The organism is Umezawaea sp. NPDC059074 (assembly GCF_042738955.1).
Taxonomy (GTDB): domain Bacteria; phylum Actinomycetota; class Actinomycetes; order Mycobacteriales; family Pseudonocardiaceae; genus Umezawaea.
This window is the reverse complement of the sequence record NZ_JBHYHC010000008.1, coordinates 120,153-142,842: the sequence shown is the minus strand read 5'-3', so window position 1 is coordinate 142,842 and position 22,690 is coordinate 120,153. Positions and strand designations below refer to the sequence as shown.

Annotated in this window: 15 protein-coding genes; 7 read left to right on the top strand and 8 right to left on the bottom strand. The window is 73.8% G+C overall.

Annotated elements, in window-relative coordinates:
- Nucleotides 1–98: 98 nt before the first annotated feature.
- From ACFWW9_RS06555 to ACFWW9_RS06530, 6 genes are all read right to left on the bottom strand, one after another.
- Nucleotides 99–3,950, bottom strand: a complete 3,852-nt coding sequence (locus ACFWW9_RS06555; protein WP_390372322.1) for a glycohydrolase toxin TNT-related protein — start codon at nucleotides 3,948–3,950, stop codon at nucleotides 99–101.
- A 141-nt stretch (nucleotides 3,951–4,091) separates the two neighbouring features.
- Complete coding sequence (locus ACFWW9_RS06550; protein WP_390372320.1) at nucleotides 4,092–5,618, bottom strand: TNT domain-containing protein; 1,527 nt, start codon at nucleotides 5,616–5,618, stop codon at nucleotides 4,092–4,094.
- The gene (locus ACFWW9_RS06545; RefSeq protein ID WP_390372318.1) at nucleotides 5,615–6,028 is read right to left on the bottom strand and encodes a hypothetical protein; all 414 of its coding nucleotides are present in this window, start codon (nucleotides 6,026–6,028) and stop codon (nucleotides 5,615–5,617) included. Before ACFWW9_RS06545 ends, ACFWW9_RS06550 begins: the two co-directional genes overlap by 4 nt.
- Before the next feature lie 25 nt (nucleotides 6,029–6,053).
- A complete protein-coding gene (locus tag ACFWW9_RS06540; protein ID WP_390372316.1) occupies nucleotides 6,054–12,431 on the bottom strand; it encodes a glycohydrolase toxin TNT-related protein in 6,378 nt (2,125 codons plus the stop codon).
- 10 nt (nucleotides 12,432–12,441) lie between these two features.
- On the bottom strand, nucleotides 12,442–12,753 hold the full coding sequence (locus ACFWW9_RS06535) for a WXG100 family type VII secretion target (RefSeq protein WP_390372314.1): 312 nt from the start codon (nucleotides 12,751–12,753) through the stop codon (nucleotides 12,442–12,444).
- Complete coding sequence (locus ACFWW9_RS06530) at nucleotides 12,750–13,262, bottom strand: YbaB/EbfC family nucleoid-associated protein (protein ID WP_390372312.1); 513 nt, start codon at nucleotides 13,260–13,262, stop codon at nucleotides 12,750–12,752. Before ACFWW9_RS06530 ends, ACFWW9_RS06535 begins: the two co-directional genes overlap by 4 nt.
- Nucleotides 13,263–13,379: 117 nt before the next feature.
- Between ACFWW9_RS06530 and ACFWW9_RS06525 the strand changes: the two genes are divergently transcribed.
- The 4 genes from ACFWW9_RS06525 to ACFWW9_RS06510 are packed head-to-tail and all read left to right on the top strand — an operon-like array spanning nucleotide 13,380 to nucleotide 16,361.
- Nucleotides 13,380–14,603, top strand: a complete 1,224-nt coding sequence (locus ACFWW9_RS06525; RefSeq protein ID WP_390372310.1) for an MFS transporter — start codon at nucleotides 13,380–13,382, stop codon at nucleotides 14,601–14,603.
- Nucleotides 14,604–14,619: 16 nt separating this feature from the next.
- Nucleotides 14,620–15,477, top strand: coding sequence for a bifunctional methylenetetrahydrofolate dehydrogenase/methenyltetrahydrofolate cyclohydrolase (locus ACFWW9_RS06520; protein WP_390372307.1), 858 nt, complete (start codon nucleotides 14,620–14,622; stop codon nucleotides 15,475–15,477).
- 19 nt (nucleotides 15,478–15,496) lie between these two features.
- Complete coding sequence (locus ACFWW9_RS06515) at nucleotides 15,497–15,790, top strand: DUF3017 domain-containing protein (RefSeq protein ID WP_390372338.1); 294 nt, start codon at nucleotides 15,497–15,499, stop codon at nucleotides 15,788–15,790.
- 4 nt (nucleotides 15,791–15,794) lie between these two features.
- A complete protein-coding gene (locus tag ACFWW9_RS06510; protein ID WP_390372304.1) occupies nucleotides 15,795–16,361 on the top strand; it encodes a dihydrofolate reductase family protein in 567 nt (188 codons plus the stop codon).
- Here ACFWW9_RS06510 and ACFWW9_RS06505 read toward each other — a convergent pair.
- Complete coding sequence (locus ACFWW9_RS06505; RefSeq protein ID WP_390372301.1) at nucleotides 16,340–17,242, bottom strand: TetR/AcrR family transcriptional regulator C-terminal domain-containing protein; 903 nt, start codon at nucleotides 17,240–17,242, stop codon at nucleotides 16,340–16,342. The genes ACFWW9_RS06510 and ACFWW9_RS06505 overlap by 22 nt on opposite strands.
- 98 nt (nucleotides 17,243–17,340) lie before the next feature.
- Between ACFWW9_RS06505 and ACFWW9_RS06500 the strand changes: the two genes are divergently transcribed.
- The 3 genes from ACFWW9_RS06500 to ACFWW9_RS06490 are packed head-to-tail and all read left to right on the top strand — an operon-like array spanning nucleotide 17,341 to nucleotide 21,860.
- Nucleotides 17,341–18,444, top strand: a complete 1,104-nt coding sequence (locus ACFWW9_RS06500; RefSeq protein ID WP_390372299.1) for an FAD-dependent monooxygenase — start codon at nucleotides 17,341–17,343, stop codon at nucleotides 18,442–18,444.
- Between the two features lie 15 nt (nucleotides 18,445–18,459).
- Nucleotides 18,460–20,145: an ABC transporter ATP-binding protein gene (locus ACFWW9_RS06495; RefSeq protein ID WP_390372296.1), complete on the top strand. Its 1,686-nt coding sequence runs from the start codon at nucleotides 18,460–18,462 to the stop codon at nucleotides 20,143–20,145.
- Entirely contained in the window at nucleotides 20,142–21,860 is a 1,719-nt protein-coding gene (locus ACFWW9_RS06490) for an ABC transporter ATP-binding protein (protein ID WP_390372293.1), read from the top strand. Before ACFWW9_RS06495 ends, ACFWW9_RS06490 begins: the two co-directional genes overlap by 4 nt.
- Here ACFWW9_RS06490 and ACFWW9_RS06485 read toward each other — a convergent pair.
- Nucleotides 21,857–22,660 (bottom strand): NmrA family NAD(P)-binding protein, encoded by an 804-nt coding sequence (locus ACFWW9_RS06485; RefSeq protein WP_390372291.1) that lies wholly within the window; start codon nucleotides 22,658–22,660, stop codon nucleotides 21,857–21,859. The two genes, ACFWW9_RS06490 and ACFWW9_RS06485, sit on opposite strands and share 4 nt — an antisense overlap.
- Nucleotides 22,661–22,690 lie beyond the last annotated feature (30 nt).

Here is a 22,690-nt window from a genome sequence, read left to right as displayed (position 1 = left end):
GGGGGTGCGCGGCGCCCCCGGGCGTGCGGGGGGTGGTCGGGGGGGGCCCCCGGTGGGGGGGGGGGGCCGGGGGGGGCCCCGGCCCCCCGGCTCCCCCGCTAGTTCTGCGCTTCCTGGTGCGAGACCTCGACCAGCGCGCCGTCCGCGACCATCTCGTCCACCGAACTCGGGAACAGGTACGCGGTGCCGCCGCCGGGCTGCTCGAACCACGGCACGGCCACGCCGGTCAGCACCTCGACCGGACGCCGCAACCGGTACACCCGGTACGCGCGGTTGATCCACGACGGCACGAGCGACCGCTCCTCGAACGGCGTGCCCGCGGCGTAGACCAGGTTGCCGCCGGGCTCGCCGAAGCGGTCCACCTCGAACCCGACCGGCAGCTCGACCATCTTCTTGTGCCGGAACAGCGTGAGCGGCGGTTCGCCGTTCATCGGCTTGATCGGCCAGCCGCGCTTGCCGCCCGTGTCGGACTGCTGCTGCGCGGGCTCCTGGCGCGGCGCGTCGACCCGCACGGGCTTCGTGCTGATCGGCTCCGGGCGCGGCGGCTCGACCCTGGGCAGCGGCTCCGGACGCGGCATCTCCGCGCGGGGCAACGGCTCGGGGCGGGGCATCTCCGCGCGCGGCAGCGGTTCCGGGCGCGGGGGTTCCACGCGCGGCAACGGCTCCGGACGCGGCATCGGGGCCACCTGCACGGCCTGCGGCGGCATCGGACGGCCGTCGCGGAACCCGTTGACGCCGTTGGGCGGCGGACCCTGCGGAACGCCCTGGGGCACCCCCTGCGGTCCGCCCTGCGGCGGCAGGCCCTGCGGCGGGCGCATCTGCGGCGGCGGGGGCTGCCTGCGCGGCGCGCGGCGGCCCGTGAGGACCAGCTTGCCGATCAGGTACGACGCCGCGTCCTCCAGCCGGTCGAACCGGCTCGGCGACTTCGGCCCGTTGTCGTACCAGGCGACGACCCAGCTGCTGCCCTCGGTGCGCAGGTTCCACGTGCGGTCGACGGGCTCGCCGATCCGGTACGCGGCGGGCGGCACGTCGAGGTCGTCCAGCGCCCGGCGGACACCGGACAGCTCGCGCTCCTCCTCGGGCGTGACCTGTCTCGGCACCTCGGGCTCGACCGGCTGCGGCTCGACCGCCACCGGCTCGATGTCGAACTGGGTCTCCTGGTCCACCTCGAACCGGGTCGTCACGTCGGCGTGCCTCGGGTCGGCCTCGACCTCGAACTTCGGCACGACGTCGACGAGGTCCGCCTCGACGAGCGCTGATTGCTCCACGACCGGTTCTTCGACCGGGAGCGGTTCCGGTTTCGGCTCCACCGGCAGCGCGTCGGCCGACGGTTGCTGCGCTGCGCCGAACGGACTCCACGCGGCGGTGTCCTGCTCGATCCCGGCGCTCTCGTACCGGTTGGGCGCGAACAGGTCCATGCCCTCGACGTAGGACTCGCGGCGGTACCGGTCGTCGCGCGGCGGGCTCGGCTCGTCGAAGTCGAACTGCACCCGGTACGGCGGACCGTCCTGGGCGGCGTCGAACTGGCGCTGGTCGAACTCCAGCACCTCCTCGGCCTCCGGGGCCGTGGCGGGCCGCAGGTCGACGAGGTCCACCAGGTTCGCGGTGTCCTCGACGTTCGGCTCGTCGACCGGCATCGGCTCCGGCCGCGGCTCGACCAACTGCTCGGCGGGCTGCGGCTCGCGGTCGGGCTCGGCGCGGAACCCGTGGTCCACGTCCGTGCGGAACACCGGCTGCGCGTCGAAGTCGTCGGCGGGCTGGAAACCCGGCCCCGGCTCGGCGCGCAGGAGTTCGGGTTCCTCGGACTCGGCTTCGGTCTCGGGTTCCGCCTCGGCCTCGAAGTCCGGCTTCGGCTGGAACACCGTCGCGTCGGACGCCGGTCGCCGGTCTTCCTCGGGATAGAAGTCGCCGGTGGGCGCGGACGTCGTGGCCGAGTCGCCCTCGACGGGGAAGAAGTTCGAGTCCGGGTCGTAGGTGGACTCGGGCTTCGGCGTCTCGGGCCGGTAGGAGGACTCCTCGTGCGACCGCTGCTCCACGGGGGCGCTCGCGGTCGGGAAGAAGTGCTCCTCGGTCGCGGGCGGCAGGGACGCGGACGGCAGTTCGGGGTCGTGGTACACGGTGGGGTCGTCCGAGGACGGCCTCCGGTCGTCCTCGGGGAAGAAGCTGCCGTCGCCGCCGAAGTCGGACCGCGGGTGCGCGTCCTCCGGCTCGGACCGGAACTCCCCCATGGGCTTGGACGCCTGCGGGCCGTCCAGGCCGTCGAGACCGTCCAGACCGGACGGCGGGCTCAGCCTGGGCCGCTGCGCGCCGTCCTCCGGGAAGAACTGCTCCGGCGTGCTCTGAGCGGGCGGACCGTCCTCCGGGAAGAAGTTCTCGTCCACCTCCGAGGCGGGCTTGGCGCCTTCCTCCGGGTAGAAGTTGTCGCTGCCGTCGCCGCCGAAGTCGGAGCGCGGGAGCGGCTGGAACTCCGGCTGGGTGTCCACACCGGACGGCGAGGGCAGCCGGGGCTGCGCGCCGCCTTCGGGGAAGAACTGCTCCTCCACGACCTGCGCGGCCGGCGGACCGTCCGCGGGGAAGAAGCTGCCCTCGCTGCCGAAGTCCGGCCGCGGCCGCGCGTCGGGGTTCGGCTCCGGCGGGGTGTCCACGCCGGACGGCGGGCTCAGCCTCGGCTGCTGCGCGCCCTCGTCCGGGAAGAACTGCTCCTCCACGATCTTCTCGGGGGCGCCGAAGAAGTTCGCGTCGGACTCCACGACGGGCTGGGCCGCCGTGGACCGCTCGGAGACCGAACTGGACTGCACCGGCGGCTGCGGGACGGGTGCGGGCCCACCTTCGGGGTAGAAGTCCGCGCTGGGCTGGAAGCCCGGCTTGTCGCCGTCGCCGGGGAAGAAGTTCTCATCGCTGAAGTCGGGCTTCGGCTGGAACTCCGTCGCCTGGTCGTGCTGGACCGCCGCGGGTTCGGGCTCGGGCTCCGGCTCGAACACCGGCACCGGGGCGGCGACGGTGGCGTGCGGGTCGTACGGCTGGGTCGTGCGGTCGTCGCCGAACGGCGAGAACTCCTCCGCCTTCGGCGGCTCCGGGGCCACGACCACGGCGGGCGCGGGCAGGGGCGTGCCGCGGGGCGCGGTGGGCGCTCCGAGGTTCGCGGCGGCCGCGACCCGCACGTCCTCGGACACGTCCGGGGTGCGGAACTCGGCGGCGCGGGCCCGTTCGACCAGCTCGGTCTCCGGCGGGATGCCGTAGGCGCGCAGGTAGTAGCCGACCGCGGCGGGCCAGATCCAGTGGCCGTCGGTCTGGAACGCGACCGGGACGACCGAGGGCGCGTCCTTGTCCAGCACGTCGGCGTCGAAGCCGCGACCGGCCACCGCGACCGGCGCGCGGTCCAGGTAGCCGAGCAGCGCCTCGCGCTCGTGGTCCGGCACCGGCGGCCGGTTGACCGACGGACGGCCCTCCGGCCCGGCGCCGTCGAAGACCCGCGCGGTCCGGAAACCACGCGGGACCTGCGGCGCGGGCGGCGGCTGGGCGGCGGGCAGCCACTTGCGCAGCCACTCCGGGATGTTCTCGTCGGCGCGCGGGAAGAAGCGCATCTCGTCGACGTAGGCCTGCTGCGGTGGCGGGTTCTGCCACTTCGGCTCGGTCCGGTCGAAGTCGAGGTTGTAGCTGGCGGGCTGGTCGAGCTGGTAGCGGGCGTTCGACCAGCTGCCCCGACCCTCGCGGTGCATCCCCGCGCGGAGACGGGAGAACAGCGCGGACACCTCCTGGGGAGGAGCCCACCCCTGCGCGCTCCCGTCGGCCGACCGCACTTCGGCGGACAGCTCGAAGTAGCGACCGGTCGCGCGGTAGTCCGCGATGACGTGCTGCCAGCCCTCGGGGGCGGCCCGCATGAGGGTCAGCCCGATCTGCTTGACCAGAGCGTCCTGCTCTGTCGGGTTCAACGGCTTCGGCTCGGACACACCAACATCTTCCCCCGCGACTCCGCGTACCGGAACGGCCCCCTGCTGGGCCGAATCAGAGCACCACCACGCCGGCCCGACCATAACCCGATCGGAGCGCGCGGGAAAACCGGAACGGCCCCCGCTAGGGGGCCGGTCGGGTCAGGTCTGGGGCGGGGGTGGGGTGCTGGTGGCCTCGGCCACCTCGACCAGGCTGCCGTCGGCGAGCAGGTCGCGCACGGCCCTGACCAGGAAGAAACCGGTACCACCACCGGCCTGCCCGAACCACGGCACGGCGATGCCCTTGACGGCCTCGACCGGCCGTTGCGCGCGGTAGACGTGGTAGCGGCGGTTCAGCCAGTCCGGCGGCAGCGAGCGGTTGCCGAACAGCGTGCGGGCGGCGAAGACGAGGTTGCCGTTCTCGTCGCCGAACCGGTCGACCTCCGCTCCGGGGTTGAGCACGATCGGCTCACGATCGCGCAGCAGCGACAGCGGGGGCTCGTCCGGGAGCGGCTGGATCTCCGGCGCGCGCGCCGGGGCCGTCGGCGGGGCGACGGGCGGCGTGGTGTGCTGGGCCCGCGCGGCGTCCTGCTCCGGCGACCAGAGCAGGGTGCCGAGCATGACCTTGGCGGCGTTCGCGGCGTTGGGGAAGACGGTGGGCCTGCCGGTGGGGCCGCGGCCCGAGTCCCAGAACTGGAGCTGCCAGCCGCTCTCCGTGCCCGGCGCCGGCTCGATGACCAGCGCGTCCAGCTTCGGCTCGACGATCCCGTACTCGCCGGGCGCGACGCCGAAGCGGGTCAGCCGCTCCTGGAGCTGCGCGAGCGCCTGCCGGTCGTGCTCGGCGATGGTCCGCGGCCGGTACTCGGGCAGCGCGAGCGACTCCGCTCCCCCGGACGCGACCTTCGTGGCGGCGTCCAGCGCGGCCTCGTCGACCGCCGGGACGGCGTAGCCGTTGTCGTGGACGTGCTGCACGAGCTGCGGCACGGGGTTCACGTTGTGCTTGCGGAAGTAGTGCGGGACGGCGCCCGACCACACCCACGTGCCGTCGGTGTGGAACGTCAGCGGCACGTCCGGCTCGGCGTCGGGCGCGAGCAGGTCCGGGCCGAAGCCGCGGCCCGCGAGCACGACCGGGGCCTGCTCCAGGTAGGCGAGCACGTCGTCGCGGTCCTGCGGGTGCACGGCCGGGCGCGGCGCGATCGGCCTGCCCTGCTCGTCGCTGCCGTCGAACACCGGGGCCTCGTACAGGCCGGGGGCGGCGTCACCGGCGGGCTCCCCGCGCAGCCACGCGGGCACGTCGGCCCTCGGGTGCGCCTCCAGCTCCTGCCGGTAGAACTCGGGAGCGGGCCGGTGCGTCCAGGCGGGCTCCTCGGACCAGTTGTACTCGACCGAGAAGACGTTCGGGTGCGCCAGGTGGAAGCGCGCGGACAGCCACGTGCCCTCGCCCTCGCGGTACATGCCCGAGCGCAGCTCGAGGAAGAACGGCAGCGCCTCGTCCGGCAGCGGCCAGTCGACCGACTGGCCGAAGATGTTCAGCACCGAGACCGGGGACTCCACGTACGTGCCCGCCGCGCGGAAGTCCAGGAAGAGCTGGCTCCAGTCACCGGGCAGCCGGTGCACGAGCAGGGTGGTGACCGACCCGAGGATCGCGTTCTGCTCCTCCGGCGACAGCCGTGGCCGCGTGGACGTCATGCCTTCTGCTCCTCGTCGCGTGCCTCGTCGAGCCTGGCCCGCAGCCAGGTCGGGATGAACGCCTCGTCACGGGGGTAGACCTCGAGGTCGCGCGCCCAGTACTCGGCCGGGATCGGCGGAGCCCACAGCGGGTCGTGGTCCATGTTGTAGGAGAAGTTCATCCGACCCGGCGCGTCCACGGAGAGCCGGGCGGAGAACCACGCGCCCCGACCCGGCCGGTAGGTGAGCTGCCGGAGCTCGGCGAACACCTTGGTGAGCCCGTCGGCGGGGTACACCTCGGCCGTCTTGCCGTTCTCCAGGTACACGGCCAGTTCGAAGTCGTGCACCTTCGCGTTGAGCTTCACCAGCAGGTCGATCCGCCGCCAGCCCTCGGGTTCCACTTCGAGCAGCATGGCGCCGATCCGCTGCATCAGCTGTTCCTCGCGGTCGTCCGACTCAGAAGTCGGACGGCCAGAGGGCTGCGTTGTGGTCATTCGGATAGCTCCTGACGTGGATCTTGAAGCGACCGTCCGGCAGTGTCTCGCGCCACCGGGTCTGGTAAGTGTGCGGGTGGTCCTGTCCGGGGTCGTGGATCGCGAACGTGTCGACGTGGTCGATCGTGCCGCCCGTGGACGCCTCCAGGTCGGCGCGGTCCCGCTCCATTTGATACCAGGTCTCCTCGCGGACGAACGCGGGCCGCTCCAGCCCGGAGTTCTGGTCGCGCTGCTGGCTGGAGACGTTGATCAGCTCGCCGGGGCCGCCGGACTCCTTGCCCTGGTGGTGGCCGCCGTCGGCCAGGTTCCGGTTGTCCGGCCCCTTGCCCGCGAGCGCGCCGGCGTCGGTCTGCGAGTTCGTGTCGCGGCGCAGTTCCGTCCCGCCGTCGTAGAGCGGGACGCCGCTGGTGGCGATGGTGTTCGCCCGGTCGTCGGTGAGGAACCGCCACCGGCCGTTGTCGACGTCGTACACCGCCGACGGCCTCGGGTTGTTCAGCTCGGCGCTGAACGGCGGGGCCGTGTGCAGGTGCGAGACCGCGCCGTCGTCACCGCTCTGGAACGTGCTGTACGGCCCGCGCTCGTCGGCGAGGACGAACCGGGTGCCCGGCGGCAGGCCCTCGCGGTTCACGAACGTGTCGTTGCCGCGGAACGGCTGCTCGACGGCCGCCCGCTGCTCCGGCGTCCACCCGCTGGTGTCGCCGTCGACGCGCACGACCCGGACGACCTTGCCGTCCGCGTCCTTGACCGGCTTGCCGTTCTCGTCGACCGCGATCCCCTGCGTCACCCTGACCTCGCCGTTCGGCGGGTCGGGCCAGTTCGGCGTCGTGGCGGCGTCGGTGCCGTAGTAGGAGTCGGTGGTGACGTCCACGCCGTCACCGGCCCGCGCCAGCTCCGGGTTCGTCCGCCCGCGCTGACCGGAGTCGGCCTCGACGAACGCGTGGCCCTCGGCGTCGATGATCACCCGGCCGCGGGTCCGGTCGCCGTCGTGGACGACGTACTCGGTGTCCGCCGCGAGCGGCTGCCCCTCGTGCTGGGTGAGCGGCCGGTTCTGCGGCAGGCCGTCCACGTCGACGCGGTTGGTCGTGACCGGCCGCTCGTAGCCGATGCCGGGCTCCGGGGTGCCGGTCGCGTCGGTGCCGAACTGCTGGAAGAGCGGGCCGCGGTCGACGTTGTAGTTGGAGCCGGGGATCGGGTTGGCGACCTCCGGGTTCGGCCGGTCGCCGACGGTCTCGGGCGCGGCGACCCACTTCGGCGTGCCGTGCTCGTCGGTCTGCACGGTGCCGCGGTGGTTGCCCTCGGTGTCCGTGACGTCGAACCGGGTGTTCGGCGGCAGGTCCTGGCGGGCGGTGAACGCGTCGTTCGGGCCGGGGGCCAGCGGGTGGCCGGGTCCGACCGCCTGCGTGCCGTTCGCCGGGGCGGGCGGCTCGGTGATCGTGACGGGCCGGGTCACCTCGACGGACTTGCCGCCGATCTTGACGGTGTCGTTCTGCGTCTGCGGCGACCCGTCCGGGCCCGCCACGAACACGTCGTTGTGGTTGCCGACCTGGACGCGGTAGGTGGCGTCCGGGTACGGGTGGGCGATCTCCGGGTTCACGCCGTCGCGGGTGTTCGGCGCGATGGCGTCCACGCTGACCGCGCCCTCGGCGTCCACGTGCACGACCGAGCGGAGCTGCCCGTTCTCGTCGAGCACGCGGACGCTGGTGTCCAGCGGCAGTTCGCGGCCGTCGAAGAACGACTCGCCCTCGCGCATCCGGACGGTCTGCTCGTGCGTCGTCGTCGGCTCGGTCCACGGCGTCTGCGCCTGCGGGGCGAGGTCGCGCTCCCCGCGGTGCGCCGTGTCGAGCGCGTCGGCCAAGTCGCCCGTGGGCGTGTGGCCCGGCGGCATGCCGTTCTCGCCGACCGGCGTGGACGTGCCGTCCGGCTCGAACGCGTGCCAGCCGCCGTCCGGTGGGATCCGCGGGTGGCCGTCGGCGTCCGGCGCGCTGGAGTAGACGTTGCCGTGCCGGTCCGACCACGCCAGGCTGTCCGGCGCGATCACCTGCTGGCCGGTCTCGCGGGCCACGTGCGCCGCGATGCTGTTCTCGCCGCCCGCCGCCGCGTCGCAGCCGACGAACATGATCGGCCGCCCCGCGAGGTCGGGGTGGTTGTTGATCAGCTCGACGAGTTCGCCGCGGGTGTAGTGCGTCTCGCCGATCCGGACGCCGTCGCCGTCGGTGTGCACGTCGAGGACGGCGTGCTCGCCGTTGCTCGGGATGCGCGACGACAGGTCGCGCAGCCGGTCGTCGGCGTGCAGCGCGACACCGGCGGGCGTGACCTCGCTGGACCGGATGGCGTGGTCCACGGTGGGCGACACCGGGTTCAGCGGCACCGGGCCGGTCGGGGCGGTGTGGGCCGGGGTGTAGTTGTCGAACGCGCCTGCCTGGGCGTCGGCGACCGTGGCCGTGTCGGGCGTGTGGACGGTCGTGCCGTCGTCGGCGTAGGTGCCGAAGTCCGGCGGCAGCACCCGGCCGTCCGCGGGCGGCACGGACACCTCGTGCAGGACGCCGTTGTCGCGCAGGCTGTCCAGGTTCACCTTGCCGTTGGTGTCGGCGAGGCTCGCGTCGAACACGGGTTGCAGCTGGCGCGCGCCACCGGGTTGGTCGAACGCCGGGGCGACGGTGGCCAGCTCGACCAGCATCGGCTTGTCCAGGACGTACACGTGGTAGCCCTTGCCCATGCTGTCGGGCAGGATCGCGCGCTCGCCGTACCCGTACGGCTGCCCGTCCGGGCGCAGCGGCGACAGGAAGTCGCCCTGCGGACTGCCGAACCGGTCGAGCACCGTGCCCGCGGGCAGCTCCACGATCACGCGGGCACCCGCGGCACCCTGGTTCGGCGGCCAGTCGATCGGCCCGTTCACCGTGCCGTCGGTGGTGTGGTGCGGCATGAACTGGTCGTAGCTGCCGTGCGGGCCGTACGGCTGGTAGGTCGGCTCGACGATGGCCGCGACCCGCTGGTCGTACGTGCCGACCTCGCGGTCGGCCGGACCGGTGCTGTCGTGGACGGGGACGTACGGGCCGTCCTGCGAGAAGCCGGGGACGACACCGGTGGGGTTGCCCCAGGTGTTCTTGTGCGGCTGGGGGTCGACCGGGGTGGACGGGGTGGCCGTGGAGTCCACGGGGTCCGTGCCGCGGGCGACGGGAGCGGAGTCCTCGGGCCAGTGGTGACTGGACACCGGGGAACTGCCGTCCGCGTTGGGGACGTGGTGCTGCGGCGCGTCGGGGCCCGCGGTCGGGGTGTGGGGGTCGGGGGCACCAGGAGTGGCGGGAGTGCGCGGGTCCGGGCCGGGGGCTCCCGGCGTGCGGGGGTCTGCGCCGGGAGTCCGGGAGTCCGGGCCTTGGGTGCGCGGGTCGGAGCCGGAGGTCCTGTGGTCTGTCGCGCGCGGGTCCGTCGGTCGGGAGTCCGGGGTGCGGCTGGGGGCTTCGGTGGGGGTGTTGCGGGCCATCGGGGCCGGGTCGGGGCGGGTGTGCTGGGGCGCGGTCGGGCCGCCGGGCTGGGGACCCGCGTGCTGAGGTGCGGGACCACCGGTCTGCGGGGCAGGACCACCGGGCTGAGGACCGAACCCACCGGGTTGCGGGCCGAATCCGCCGGGCTGGGGGCCGAAGCCACCCGGTTGCGGACCGAAACCACCGGGCTGAGGAGCACGGGGTTCGGGGCTCGGGGCGTGGAAGGCCTGCGGCGGCGCGGGGGCGGCCGAACTGGCCTCCACCGCGTCTGAGGAGTGGGTGGAGCGAGTGGTGGTGGTCGGCGACGGCTCGGTGAACAACCCACCGGACATCGACGGCCCACGACCCGACGACCCACCAGCGGCCGGACCACCAGCAGGAGGCGCACCACCGGACGGCGGCGGCACGAACCCACCACCAGCGGGAGCACCACCAGCGGGCTGACCCGCCACACCGTGCTCGGCCGCCGAAGGAAGGTGACTCGGAGCGCCGGACACACCGCTAGGCGTCGGCCCACCGGCCGGAACACCATGCGCGGCAGGAGAAACAGGAGTCGAATGCACGCCACCAGGCACACCAGCGGCAGCCGGACCGCCCAGAGCGGAATGCGCACCAGCAGGACCACCGACGGCCGGGCCACTGGGGGCCGAGTGAACCCCACCAGGAACCCCAGCGGCGGGACCACCGGGAGTCGAGTGCGCACCAGCAGGACCACCAGCAGCGGGGCCACCGGGAGCCGAATGCGCGCCACCAGGAGCGGCACCCGCGGCGGCCGGACCACCCGAAGCTGAGTGTGCACCGGCAGCGGGGCCACCGGGAACGGAGTGCGCGCCACCAGGGGCAGCACCAGCCGCGGTCGGACCGCCCGGAGCGGAATGAGCCCCAGCGGGACCACCGGCAGCCGGGCCACCAGGAGCGGAATGCGCACCACCAGGAGCACCAGCGGCCGGACCGCCAGGCGCGGAATGCGCACCACCAGGAGCACCAGCGGCCGGATCGCCAGGAACCGAACCAGCAGGACCACCGGCAGCCGGGCCACCGGGAGTCGAATGTGCACCGCCAGGAGCGGCACCTGCGGCAGTCGGCCCGCCCGGAGCGGAGTGAGCACCAACAGGACCACCAGCGGCCGGGCCACCGGGCGCGGAGTGAGAGCCACCGGGGCCACCGGCAGCCGGGCCACCGGCAGCCGAGTGCGCACCAGCAGGACCACCAGCGGCCGGGCCACCGGGCGCGGAGTGAGAACCGCCGGGACCACCGGCAGCCGGACCACCAGGAGCAGCACCCGCAGCAGTCGGCCCGCCCGGAGCGGAGTGCGAAGCGGGAGCGCCTGCGGTGGGACCGCCAGGAGCGGAGTGCGCACCACCAGGAGTGCCTGCGGTCGAGCTACCGGGCGCGGAGTGTGCGCCACCGGGAGTGCCAGCGGTCGGGCCGCCGGGAGCCGAATGCGTGCCACCAGAAGCGCTGGGGGTCGAGCCGCCCGGAGTCGGGCCGCTGGGGGTCGAGCCGCCGGGAGTGGTGTGGGCGCTGGGGGTTGAGCTGCCGCTGGTGTGGCTGGGGGCTGCGCCGGAGGGGGTGCTCGCGCCGCCGGAGGTCGTGGGTGTGCCGAGCCTGCTGCTGACCGAGGACGGGGACGAGCCGCCTCCCGTCGGGGCCGCGCCACCTGACGGTGCGGGGCTGCCCGCGAAGCCGGTTGGGGCCACGGTCGGGGCTGGTGCCGGGGCGCGGTCCGGGGTGTTGCCGCCGGGGGTGGTCTGGGTGTGGAGGGGCGGTGCCGGTGGGGCGGCCACGGCGGAGGACGTCGTGGTGTCGTTGTGCGGGCGGGTCGTGGTCGGGGTGTCCGGGGAGCCGCCAGTCGACGGAGACGGAGAAGGAGAAGGAGAAGGAGTGGGCCCCACGTCGGGGGTGCCGCCGTGTGGTGCGCCGTTGGAACTGGGGGTGGGGCCGAGGTCCGGGGGGCCGCCCGCCGGGCCGAGGTCGGGTGGGCTGCCGTTGGGGCCGCCGGGGGTCACGTGCGGGGCCTCGACAGTGATGCCCTCCTTCGCGCCGCCGATGCCGCCGGAGACCGCGCCGGACGTCGCGCCGAGCAGCACGTCCTTCGCGCTGATGTCCTGGCCCATGGCCACGGAGGTGCCCACCGAGCTGACCGCGCCCTCGACCGCGCCGCGGGTCGCGCCCACGGCCACCTGGCCTGCCAGGCCGCCGCCCTGGAACTTGACGCCGCCGGACAGGCCGCCGACCAGGCCGGAGACCGCGCCGCTGACGGCGGCCTGGCCGGTCTTGCTCCAGTCCCAGTCCTTGCGCTCGCCGGTCAGCATCTGGATGCCCTGGATGGCCGCGTCGATGCCCACCGAGATCGCGACCTCCTTGAGGATCGCGATGATCAGCTGCCGGAACGTGAACTGGACGATCAGCCGAGTCGCCTGCTGGGCGATCGGGATGCCCGCGGACGCCCCGCCGAACGTGGCGAACGCGGCGGCGATCAGCGCGGCGATCTCGATGGCCAGCGCGATCAGCGACGCGATGATCGACAGCTTCGTGTACTCGACCTCGAGCGCCGTGCCGTCGCAGCTCTCCGCGAGCTGCTCGCAGATCTTCTTGAGCTTCGGCAGGTAGGACTCGTCGCCGTCGGAGAACTTCTTCCAGTACTCCTGGAACGCCTGGACGGCCTCGCCGGTCTGGCTGGCGACGACGGTGCTCGCCGCGCCGTTGCCCTGGTCGATCACGCCCTGCACGCCTTCGGCGGCGGCGCGGTACGCGTCGGCCATCCGGCGGAGGGCGGTCTCGTCGCCCTCCGGCCAGCTCTGCCCGACCACGATCGGGAAGAGCCAGGTGACCTCGCTCGGGATTTCGATGCCCACCAGACGCCCCTCAGTAAGTCTTGGAAATGCCCGCGGCGTTGCCCTGGTCGGAGCCCTCGTACGCGTCGGCGGACTGGTCTATGCCCTTGCGGATCTCGCCCAACGCCGTCGTGAGGCCCTTGAAGGCGTCGGCGGTGGCCTTGGCGTTCGGCACGTACTCCTTGGCGAAGGCCTGGCCGGACTCGTCGCCGCCCCAGCACGTGCCTTCGCCGCTGAGCGCGGAGTCGAGCGCCTTGAACACGCCGTCGAGCGCCTCGGCGGCGGCGGTGAACTGGGTGCCGCCCTGCCGCAGGCCCTGGACGTCTACCTGGAAGCCGGTCACCAGCCGCCCCTCTCCATCACGCTGCCGCCCTCGTCGTCGTCATCGGCCGCACGGCCGCGCGGCGGCGGCTGCGTCGACGTCGGCGGGGTCGGCACGGGCGGGGGCTGCGGGATCAGCGAGGCCAGCGACGGGACGCCCGGCAGCATCTCGGAGAGGTCGATGCTCGGCCCCTCCTGCGCCGACGACAGCACGTCGTTCAGCTCGGTGCGGGACTTCGCGATGGCCGCGATGACCGTCTCCGTCGCCACGCGGGCCAGCTTGTCCGGCGTGGTGCGCTCGAACGCGTTCGGCGAGAACTCCAGCGACGTCAACGCGCCCGCCGAGTCGACCCGCGCCGTGACGCTGCCGTCCCTCGACGTGGCGCTCGCGGTGATCGCCATCGCCTTGGCCTGCGCCTCCCGCACCTCGGCGGTCTTGCGGTGCAGCTCGGACATGAGCGAGTCGACCTGCTCGCGCATGGCGGCGTTGCGCGCCTCCAGCTCAGCCCTACGTCCACTCGGATCGGTCACGGCCGTCCCCTCGCTCAGGTCGTCTTTGGGTCCTGACGCTAAACGAGCGCGCCGGGTTCCCGCCGAGGTCTGGAAAATCGCCACCTTTTTGTCGGTGGTCCCCGGCAGAGTGGGGGTGTGCTGCGCCCCTACCGCCAACTCGCCGGAGTCCCCCACCTCGTCTCCCTGCTGCTGTGGTCGATAGTCGGGCGGGTGCACCTCACGGGCACGCCGTTGGCGCTGTCGTTCCTGGTGGCGGGGTGGACGGGGTCGTACGCGCTGGCGGGCGTGGTGGGCGGCGCGCTGACGCTCGGGCTGGGCGTGGCGGGCCCGGTGCGCGGGCGGGCGGCGGACCGGGCGCCCGCGAGCGGTCTGCTGCTGGTCACGGGCGGGCTGTACGGGGTGGGGATCGCGGTGCTCGGCGTGCTGCCGACGGTCCTGCCCAGCGGGGCGTGGCCGGTGGCCGCGCTGGCGGCGTTCCTGACGGGGCTGTGCACGCCGCCGGTGACGCAGCTGACGCGGGCGAGCTACCCGCGGATGGTGAAGGGGCCGGTGCAGCAGGCCGTGTACACGGTCGAGGCGTCGTTGCAGGAGATGATGTACATCGTCGGGCCGATGATGGCGGCGATGCTGGTGGCGTTCGCCAGTCCGCGCACGGCGATCTGGGCGTGCGGGGTGCTGGCGGTGGCGGGCACGCTCGGCTTCCTGTTCGCGCTGCGCCGCGCGGGCCTGGACGAGCCGGTGGCGCGGCCCGAGTCGCACAGCGGCAAGACCCTGCTGGCGGACACGGGCCTGGTGCTGTCGCTGCTGGTGGCGACGACGACGGTGATGACGCTGGTCAGCGTGGACATGGTGATCATCGCGTGGGCCCGCGACCTGGGCAGACCGGCGATGGCGGGCATCCTGACGGCCGTGTGGGGCGTCGGGTCGGTGCTCGGCGGGCTGATCATCGGCGGGCTGCGCGGCGAACCCCGGTTCGCGCTGCGGATCGGGCTGATGGCGGGCGGCGTGGCGGCGCTGATCCCGGTGCTGCCGCCGATCCTGACGCCGTCGTCGCCGTGGCTGATCGGCGCGGTGCTGGCCGTCGGCGGGCTGGCCATCGCCCCCGCCATCGCGGCGAACAACGCCCGCGTCGGCGGTCTCGCGCCGCACGGGCGGCGGGCCGAGGCGTTCGGCTGGATGACGATGGCGACCACCGCGGGCTCCGCGCTCGCGCTGCCGACGGCGGGGTGGCTGCTCGACCACGTCGGGCCCGCGGCGGCGGCCGGGTCGGCGACGGCGGCGGGCCTGGTCGGCACGGTGCTGGCGCTGCGCGTGCCCAAACCCGCGCCCGAGGTCGCCGAGGCCGAGACCAGCGCGTGATGCGAGGATGGGGCCCGTGACGGCGACGATCCTCAATGGCAGGGCCACCCGAGACGCGATCTTCGAAGACCTGCGCGAGCGGGTCGAGGCGCTGGCCGCGCGGGGCGTGACCCCCGGCCTGGCGACCGTGCTGGTCGGCGACGACCCCGGCTCGCACTCGTACGTGAAGGGCAAGCACACGGCGTGCGCGAAGGTCGGCATCACGTCGATCCGCCGCGACCTGCCCGCCGAGACGACGCAGGCCGAGCTGGAAGCCGTCATCGACGAGCTGAACGCGGACCCGGCGTGCACCGCGTACATCGTGCAGCTGCCCCTGCCGAAGCACCTGGACGCGAACGCGATCCTCGGGCGGATCGACCCGGCCAAGGACGGCGACGGCCTGCACCCGACGAACCTGGGCAAGCTGGTGCTGGGCGAGGAGGCTCCCCTGCCCGCGACCCCGCGCGGCGTCGTGGAGCTGCTGCGCCGCTTCGACGTGCCGATCTCCGGCGCGAACGTGACCGTGGTCGGCCGCGGCGTGACCGTGGGCCGCCCGATCGGCCTGCTGCTGACCCGCCGCAGCGAGAACGCGACCGTGACCCTGTGCCACACCGGCACGAAAGACCTGGCCGCCGAGGTGCGCCGGGCCGACATCGTGATCGCGGGCGCGGGCAGCCCCGGCCTCATCACGGCGGACATGATCAAGCCCGGCGCGGCCGTGGTCGACGTCGGCATCACCCGCACCGAGGCGGGCCTCGTCGGCGACGTGCACCCGGACGTGGCCGAGGTCGCCGGGTTCCTGGCCCCCATTCCGGGTGGCGCGGGCCCCATGACCATTGCGATGCTGCTCGCCAACACGGTCGAAGCCGCCGAGCGCTCGCTCCCGACGGCGTAGGGCGGGAGCGGTGGAACTGATGCCGGAGCAGCGCTGGCGGTCGGCGGCGGGTCAGCACCTGCCGTTCGCGCTGGTGCTGGGCGTGACGCTGCTGGGCCTCGTGCGGATCGTGCAGTACCACTGGCGGCAGGGCGTGGTGCTGATCGGCATCGCGCTGCTGCTCGCGGCGCTGCTGCGGGTGCTGGTCACCGACGAGCAGGCGGGCCTGATCGCCATCCGCGGCCGGGGGATCGACGCACTGCTCTACTCCGGACTCGGCATGGCCGTGATCGTGGTGGCGATGACCATCACCGGCGGCCCCTTCAGCAGGTAGGGACATGCGCAAGCTGACGTACTACGTGGCGATGACCCTCGACGGGTTCATCGCGGCCGCCGACGGGTCGTTCGACTTCTTCCCGCTCGAGGGCGACCACATCGAGGCGATCTTCCGGGAGTACCCGGACACCCTGCCGGGTGTTGGGCGGGAGATGCTCGGGATCGACCCGCCGAACGTCAATTTCGACACGGTCCTCATGGGCCGCGCGACCTACGAGGTGCCGGGTGGCGGGCCGAGCCCGTACCCGCACCTGCGGCAGTTCGTGGTGTCGAGCACCCTCACGGGCACGCCGGACGACGTCGAGGTCATCGCCGACGACGTGCTCGGCCGGGTCCGGGCGTTGAAGGCCGAGGACGGGCTGGGGATCTGGCTGTGCGGTGGCGGCAAGCTGGCCGCCGCGCTGCTGCCGGAGATCGACGAGCTGGTGCTCAAGGTCAACCCCATCGTGCTCGGCGCCGGGATCCCGCTGTTCGACGGCGCGTTCCCGGCCGCGCGGTTCGTGCTCGACGGGGCGCGGGTGTTCGAGACCGGCGTGGCGTGGACGACCTACCGGAACAGCGCCGCGTAGCCGTCCAGCAGGCGTTGCAGGCCGAACTCGAACACCTCGTCGAGGTCGAAGTCGAACGGGGTGCCGACGACGCGGGAGAAGGCCGGGAACACCCCGGAGTCGATGGCGGGGCCGAACATGTCGTCGTGGGCGTCCACCCACTGGTCGGCGGACAGGCCCGTGTCGGCCTCGGCCTCCACCTCCGGTTCGATGCTCAGCGCCGTGCCGCGCACGTAGCCGAACAGCGTGATGTGCGCGTGGAACACGACCGCCGGGCCCTGCCCGTGGTCCTCCAGCGCGCGCATCACCCACTCCGCGTGGTGCAGCAGGTTCGGCATCGGCTGCGGGCGGGTCAGCGAGAGCAGCTTGGGCAGCCACGGGTGCGCCCGGTAGGCGGCCCACTGCATCCGCGCCACGAGTTCGAGCTGCGCCCGCCACGTCGGCGGCGGCACGGCGGGCAGCCGGTGCTGGGCGAACACCACGTCCGCCATCAGCAGCGCCAGCTCGTCCCGGCCGCGCACGTGCTTGTAGAGCGACATCGTCGGCACGCCCAGCTCGGTGGCGACCGACCGCATCGACAGCCCGTCGAAACCCTGCTCGTCGGCGATGTCGATGGCCGCGTGCACGACCTGCTCGCGGGTGAGCAGCGCCGTGGCGTCCCGGCGCGGCACCGAACGCCTGCTCGGCGCGGGCGTGGCGACGACCGTGCCGACCCTGGGCACCGCGTGGACCACGCCCTCGTCGCGCAGCGCCGCCACGACCTTCGTGGCCGTCGCGATCGCCACGCCCCACTCGGCGGCGATGCCGCGCACCGACGGGATCCGGCTGCCCGGCGGTAGTTCCCCCGCGGTGATCCGGCGCTTCAGCTCCGCGGCGATCCTGAGGTACGGCGGCTCGGCCACGACTCCCCCTGTACTAGTGCAGATTCCCGGATTTCCCCACGAGAACGGCGTTCCTGCGAACTTGTACATCGTACCCAGCGAGCAACGCGGAGGTTTCGATGAAGGTGCTGATCTCGGGAGCGGGCGTGGCGGGTCCTGTGCTGGCGCACTGGCTGCGGCGCGGCGGATTCGCCCCGACCATCGTGGAGCGGTCGCCCGTGCCGCGCGTCGGCGGGCAGGCGATCGACGTGCGCGGGACCGCGCTCCAGGTCGTGGAGCGGATGGGGGTGCTCGACGACATCCGGGCCGCCGCGACGAAAATGCGCGGGATGTCGTTCGTGGACGACGACGGCGCGGAGCTGTTCCGGTCCGAGGAGGAGACGTTGACCGGCGGGGTCATCGGCAGCCCGGACGTGGAGGTGCTGCGCGACGACCTGAGCGCGATCCTGTTGCGCGGCAACGAGGACTGCATCGTGTACGGCGACCGGATCGTCGCGCTGGACGAGCACGAGCACGGCGTGCGGGTCACGTTCGGCAGCGGGAAGGAGGAGGAGTTCGACCTCGTCGTCGGCGCGGACGGGCTGCACTCGGCGGTGCGGGCGCTGGCGTTCGGCCAGGAGTCCGAGTACCTGCTCCACCTCGGCGCGTACCTGTCGGTGTTCACCACGCCGAACTTCCTCGACCTCGACCACTGGCAGGTGTTCCACCGCACCGAGGGCCGGATGTCCGGCGTCTACAGCGCGCGCGGCAACACCGAGGCCCGGTCGATGCTCGGGTTCGAGTCCGAGCTGCTCGACTTCGACCACCGGGACGTCGCGGGGCAGCAGGACCTGATCGCCGAGCGGTACGAGGGCGTGGGCTGGGAGACCAAGCGGCTGCTGGAGCTGATGCGGGCGGCGCCGGACTTCTACTTCGACTCGATGAGCCAGGTGAAGATGGACCGCTGGCACCGCGGCCGGGTCGCGCTCGTCGGCGACGCCGCCTACTGCGGGTCGCCGCTGTCGGGCCAGAGCACGAGCACGGCGATCGTCGGCGCGTACGTGCTCGCGGCGGAGCTGACGGCCGCGCGCGGCGACCACCGGACGGCGTTCCCGCGCTACCAGGACGTGCTGTGGGACTACGTCGCCCGCAACCAGGCGCTGGCCACGGACACCCCCGGCGAGCCGGCCTCGCACGAGCGGATGGCCGAGGTCGCGAACTCGCTGGACCTGCCGTCGTACTGACCTAGGGTGTGGATCATGCGTCCGCGGCTGCCCCACGACGACCCCGGAACGCCCGACCTGCGCGGCCCCGCCCGCTACCTGTGGTGGCTGGTGCGGGCGCAGCGCGGGCGGGTGTCGGCGGCGGTCGTGGTCAGCACCTCGTGGATGGTGCTGCTGATGCTGCCGTCCCTGGTGATCTCGCGGGCCGTGGACCAAGGGCTGCAACCGGGCGACCAGGGCGCGGTCACGCGGTGGGCAGCGGCACTGGTGGGCATCGGGGCGGTGGCGGCGCTGCTGGGGATGGTGCGCCACCGGCTGATGACGTTCATCCGGATCGACGCGGGCTACCGGACCACGGAACTGGTGCTGCGCCAGGTGACCCGGCTGGGGGCGTCGCTGGCGCGGCGGGTGTCGGCGGGCGAGGTCGTGAGCATCGGCAGCACGGACATCGGGCACATCTCGCGGGTGATGACGATCAGCGGCCCCGGAGCGGGCTCGGTGGTCGCGTTCGTCGTGGTCGGCGGGCTGCTGCTGCGGGTGTCGCCGCTGCTGGCGGCGGTGGTCGTGCTGGGGGTGCCGCTGATGATGGCGGTGCTGGTGCCGCTGCTGAAGCGGTTGCAGGCCAGGGAGACCGGCTATCGGACCGAGCAGGCGGCGGTGACGGCCCGCGCGGGCGACATCGTGGCCGGGCTGCGGGTGCTGTGCGGGATCGGGGGCAAGGACGTGTTCGCCGAGCGGTACCGGACGGCGTCGCGGGCGTTGCGGGGGCAGGGGTACCGGGTCGGCGCGGTGACCAGCTGGATCCAGGGCATGACCATCGGGATGCCCGCGCTGTTCATCGCCGGTGTCACGTGGCTGGCCGCGCGGATGGCCGCGGCGGGCACGATCACCGTCGGCGAGATGATCGCGGTGTACGGGTACGCGGCGGCGCTGATCGTGCCGGTGCTGTTCCTCTTCGAGGGCACCGACGACCTCACCCGCGGGCTGGTCGCCGCGCGGCGGGTGGTGCGGCTGCTGGTGCTGGAGCCCGAGGTCGTCGACGACGGCGAGCGCACGCCCGGCCCGTCCGGGACCGCCGACCTGCGCGACCCCGAGTCCGGGCTGGTGGTGCCCGGCGGGCGGATGCTGGCCGTCGCCGCCGCGCGGCCCGCCGACGCGGTGGCCGTGGTGGACCGGCTCGGCCGGTACGTCGACTCGGCGGCCACGTGGGGCGCGGTGCCGTTGACCGCGATGGCGATCGACGAGGTGCGGCGGCGGATCCTGGTGGCGGACAACGACTCCCACCTGTTCGCCGGGGCGCTGCGGGAGGCCGTGGCGGGCCGGGAGGACCCGTCGGACGAGGCCATCGCCGCGGCGGTGCGGACGGCGGCCGCTGCGGACGCCGTCCCGGACGGGCCGGAGACCGTGGTGCAGGAGCAGGGGCGGACGCTGTCCGGGGGCCAGCGGCAGCGGTTGCGGCTGGTCCGGGCGCTGCTGGCCGACCCGGACGTGCTGCTGCTGGTCGAGCCGACCTCGGCCGTGGACGCGCACACCGAGGCGCTGATCGCGGCCCGCGTGCACGAGGCCCGCGAGGGGCGGACGACCGTGGTGGCGACCACGTCCCCGCTGCTGCTCGACCAGGCCGACGAGGTGGCGTTCCTGGTCGGCGGCGAGGTCGTGGCGACCGGGACGCACACGGACCTGTTGGCGCACAACGGCTACCGCGCGCTGGTGTTCCGGTGACCGGGCGGCTGCCGGTCGCGGGCGCGGCGGCGACGCGGCGGGCGGTGTGGCGGCTGGTCCGCGCCGACGGCCGCGCGATGGCCGTCGTGCTGCTGCTCAACGCGCTGGCCGCGGCGGCGGGGCTGGGCGGGCCGTGGCTGCTGGGCCGGATCGTGAACGAGGTCCGCGACGGCACGTCCGTGTCCACTGTGGACCGGTTGGCGCTGGGCATCGTCGGGTTCGCCGTGGCGCAGGTGCTGCTGGTCCGGTTCGCCCGCTACGCGGGGCACCGGTTCGGCGAGCGGGCGGTGTCGTCGTTGCGGGAGCAGGTGGTCGACCGGGCCCTCGCGCTGCCGACGGCGGTGGTCGAGCGGGCGGGCGCGGGCGACCTGATGACCCGGAGTTCGGCGGACGTCTCCTCCATCGGCCTGACGCTGCGCGACGGCGCTCCCGAGGTGTTCATCTCGTTGGTGCAGTCGGCTTTCCTGTTCGGCGCGGTGTTCTTCCTGCACCCGCTGCTCGGGGTGTGCGCGCTGGTGGCGTCGCCGGTGCTGTGGCTGAGCACCCGCTGGTACCTGCGGCGGGCGCGGGACGCTTACCTGGAGGAGGCGCGGGCCAACGCCGAGCAGGCCGAGCACCTCGCCGCGACCACGACGGGCGCGCGGACCGTGGAGGCGCTGGGGTTGCGGCAGCGTCGGATCGACGGCGGGGACCGGCGGATCGCCGTCGGCTTCGCCGCGAAGGCGCGGACGTTGGCGCTGCGCAACGTGTGGTTCCCGACGCTGGAGTTCGCGCACTCGCTACCGGTGGCGGCGATGCTGGTCGTGGGTGGTTCCCTGCACGGGCACGACGTGGTCAGCCTGGGCGCGGTGATCACCGCGACGCTGTACATGTGGCGGCTGCGGGAGCCGCTCGACACGATGTTCCAGTGGGCCGACCAGGTGCAGACCGGCACGGCCGCGCTGTCCCGCGTCGAGGGCGTCGGCTTGGCCGTCGTGCCCACACCGACCACGACGGCCGTGCCGGTGGACGACCGGCTGGTGGTGTCTGGCGTGCACTACGCCTACCGCGAGGGCCACGACGTGCTGGTGGACGTGGACCTGGCCGTGCGGCCCGGCGAGCGGCTGGCCGTCGTCGGGCCGTCCGGCGCGGGCAAGTCCACGCTCGGCAGGCTGCTCGCGGGCGTCGACGCGCCGCGGCTCGGATCGGTGCTGGTCGGCGGGGTGCCGGTGGCGGAACTGCCCGCCGACGAACTGCGCCGCCGGGTCCTGCTGGTGACGCAGGAGCACCACGTCTTCCTCGGCACGCTGCGGGACAACCTCGCGATGGCCGCGCCGGACGCCGACGACGCCGCGATGCTCGCCGCGCTCGCGACCGTGGACGCGCACTGGGCCGTCGACCTGGACCGCGAACTGGACGACACGGCGCTCGACCCGGCGCAGGCGCAGCAGGTGGCGCTGGCGCGGGTCGTGCTCGCCGACCCGCACACGGTGGTGCTGGACGAGGCGACCGCGCTGCTGGACCCGACGACCGCGCGGCACGCCGAGCGCGCGATGGCGGCGGTGCTGGAAGGCCGCACCGTGATCGCCATCGCGCACCGGCTGCGCACCGCGCACGACGCCGACCGGGTGGCCGTGATCGACGACGGCCGGATCATCGAACTGGGCGGCCACGACGACCTCGTTGCGGCGCAAGGGGTCTACGCGGCGCTGTGGCGGTCGTGGCAGGGCGGTTAGGCCTTGGTGGCGATCACCTGCCTCGCGTCGCGCGGTGGGGCGTCGAGGAGGGTTTCGAGGTCTCCGGGGTGGAGGTCGAGCCTGCCCGCGAGGACGTTGGCGGACAGCGACACCCCGTGGCCGACCTGGAAGCGCGGGCCGGGCGCTTCCCACGCGGCGGCCAGCGGCAGGGGTCGGTAGGTGATCGGCCTGTCGAGGGTGGTGGTGAGCAGGTCGGCGACGTCCTGCCCGCCGAACGCCTCCACGCCCTCCAGCTCGTAGGTCCGCCCGGCGTGGGCGGCGCTGTCGAGCGCGACCTTCGCGGCGACGTCGGCCAGGTCCTCCCTGGCGACGACGGCCATCCTGCCGTCGCCCCACGGGGCCGCGAACACGCCGGACTCCGCGGCGGCGGGGACCATCGACGCCGGGATCTCGGCGTACAAGCCGTTGCGCAGCACCGTGACGGCGAACGGGGCCGCCGCGAGCCGGGCCTCGGTCCACCGGTGCGCCAGCGCGATCGTGAGGCCGTCGCCCGAGCCGACGAGGCTGGTGTAGACGACGTGCCGGACGCCCGCCGCGGTGGCCGCGTCGACGACCGCGCCGTGCCGGGCGAGCACCACGTCGTCATCGGCGAACCCGGCGGACACGAACACCAGGACGTCGACACCCTCGAACCCGTCGACGAGCGTTTCGGGCCGGTCGAAGTCGACGAGCCGCTGCCCGCGGTCGGGCGAACGAGTCCCGGCGACGACGTCGTGACCCGCGAGCCGGTCGAGGATCAAGCCGCCGAGCGCTCCGGAGGAACCGGTCACGAGGATCATCGGACACCCCTACTGTTGGTCATGGGGCCA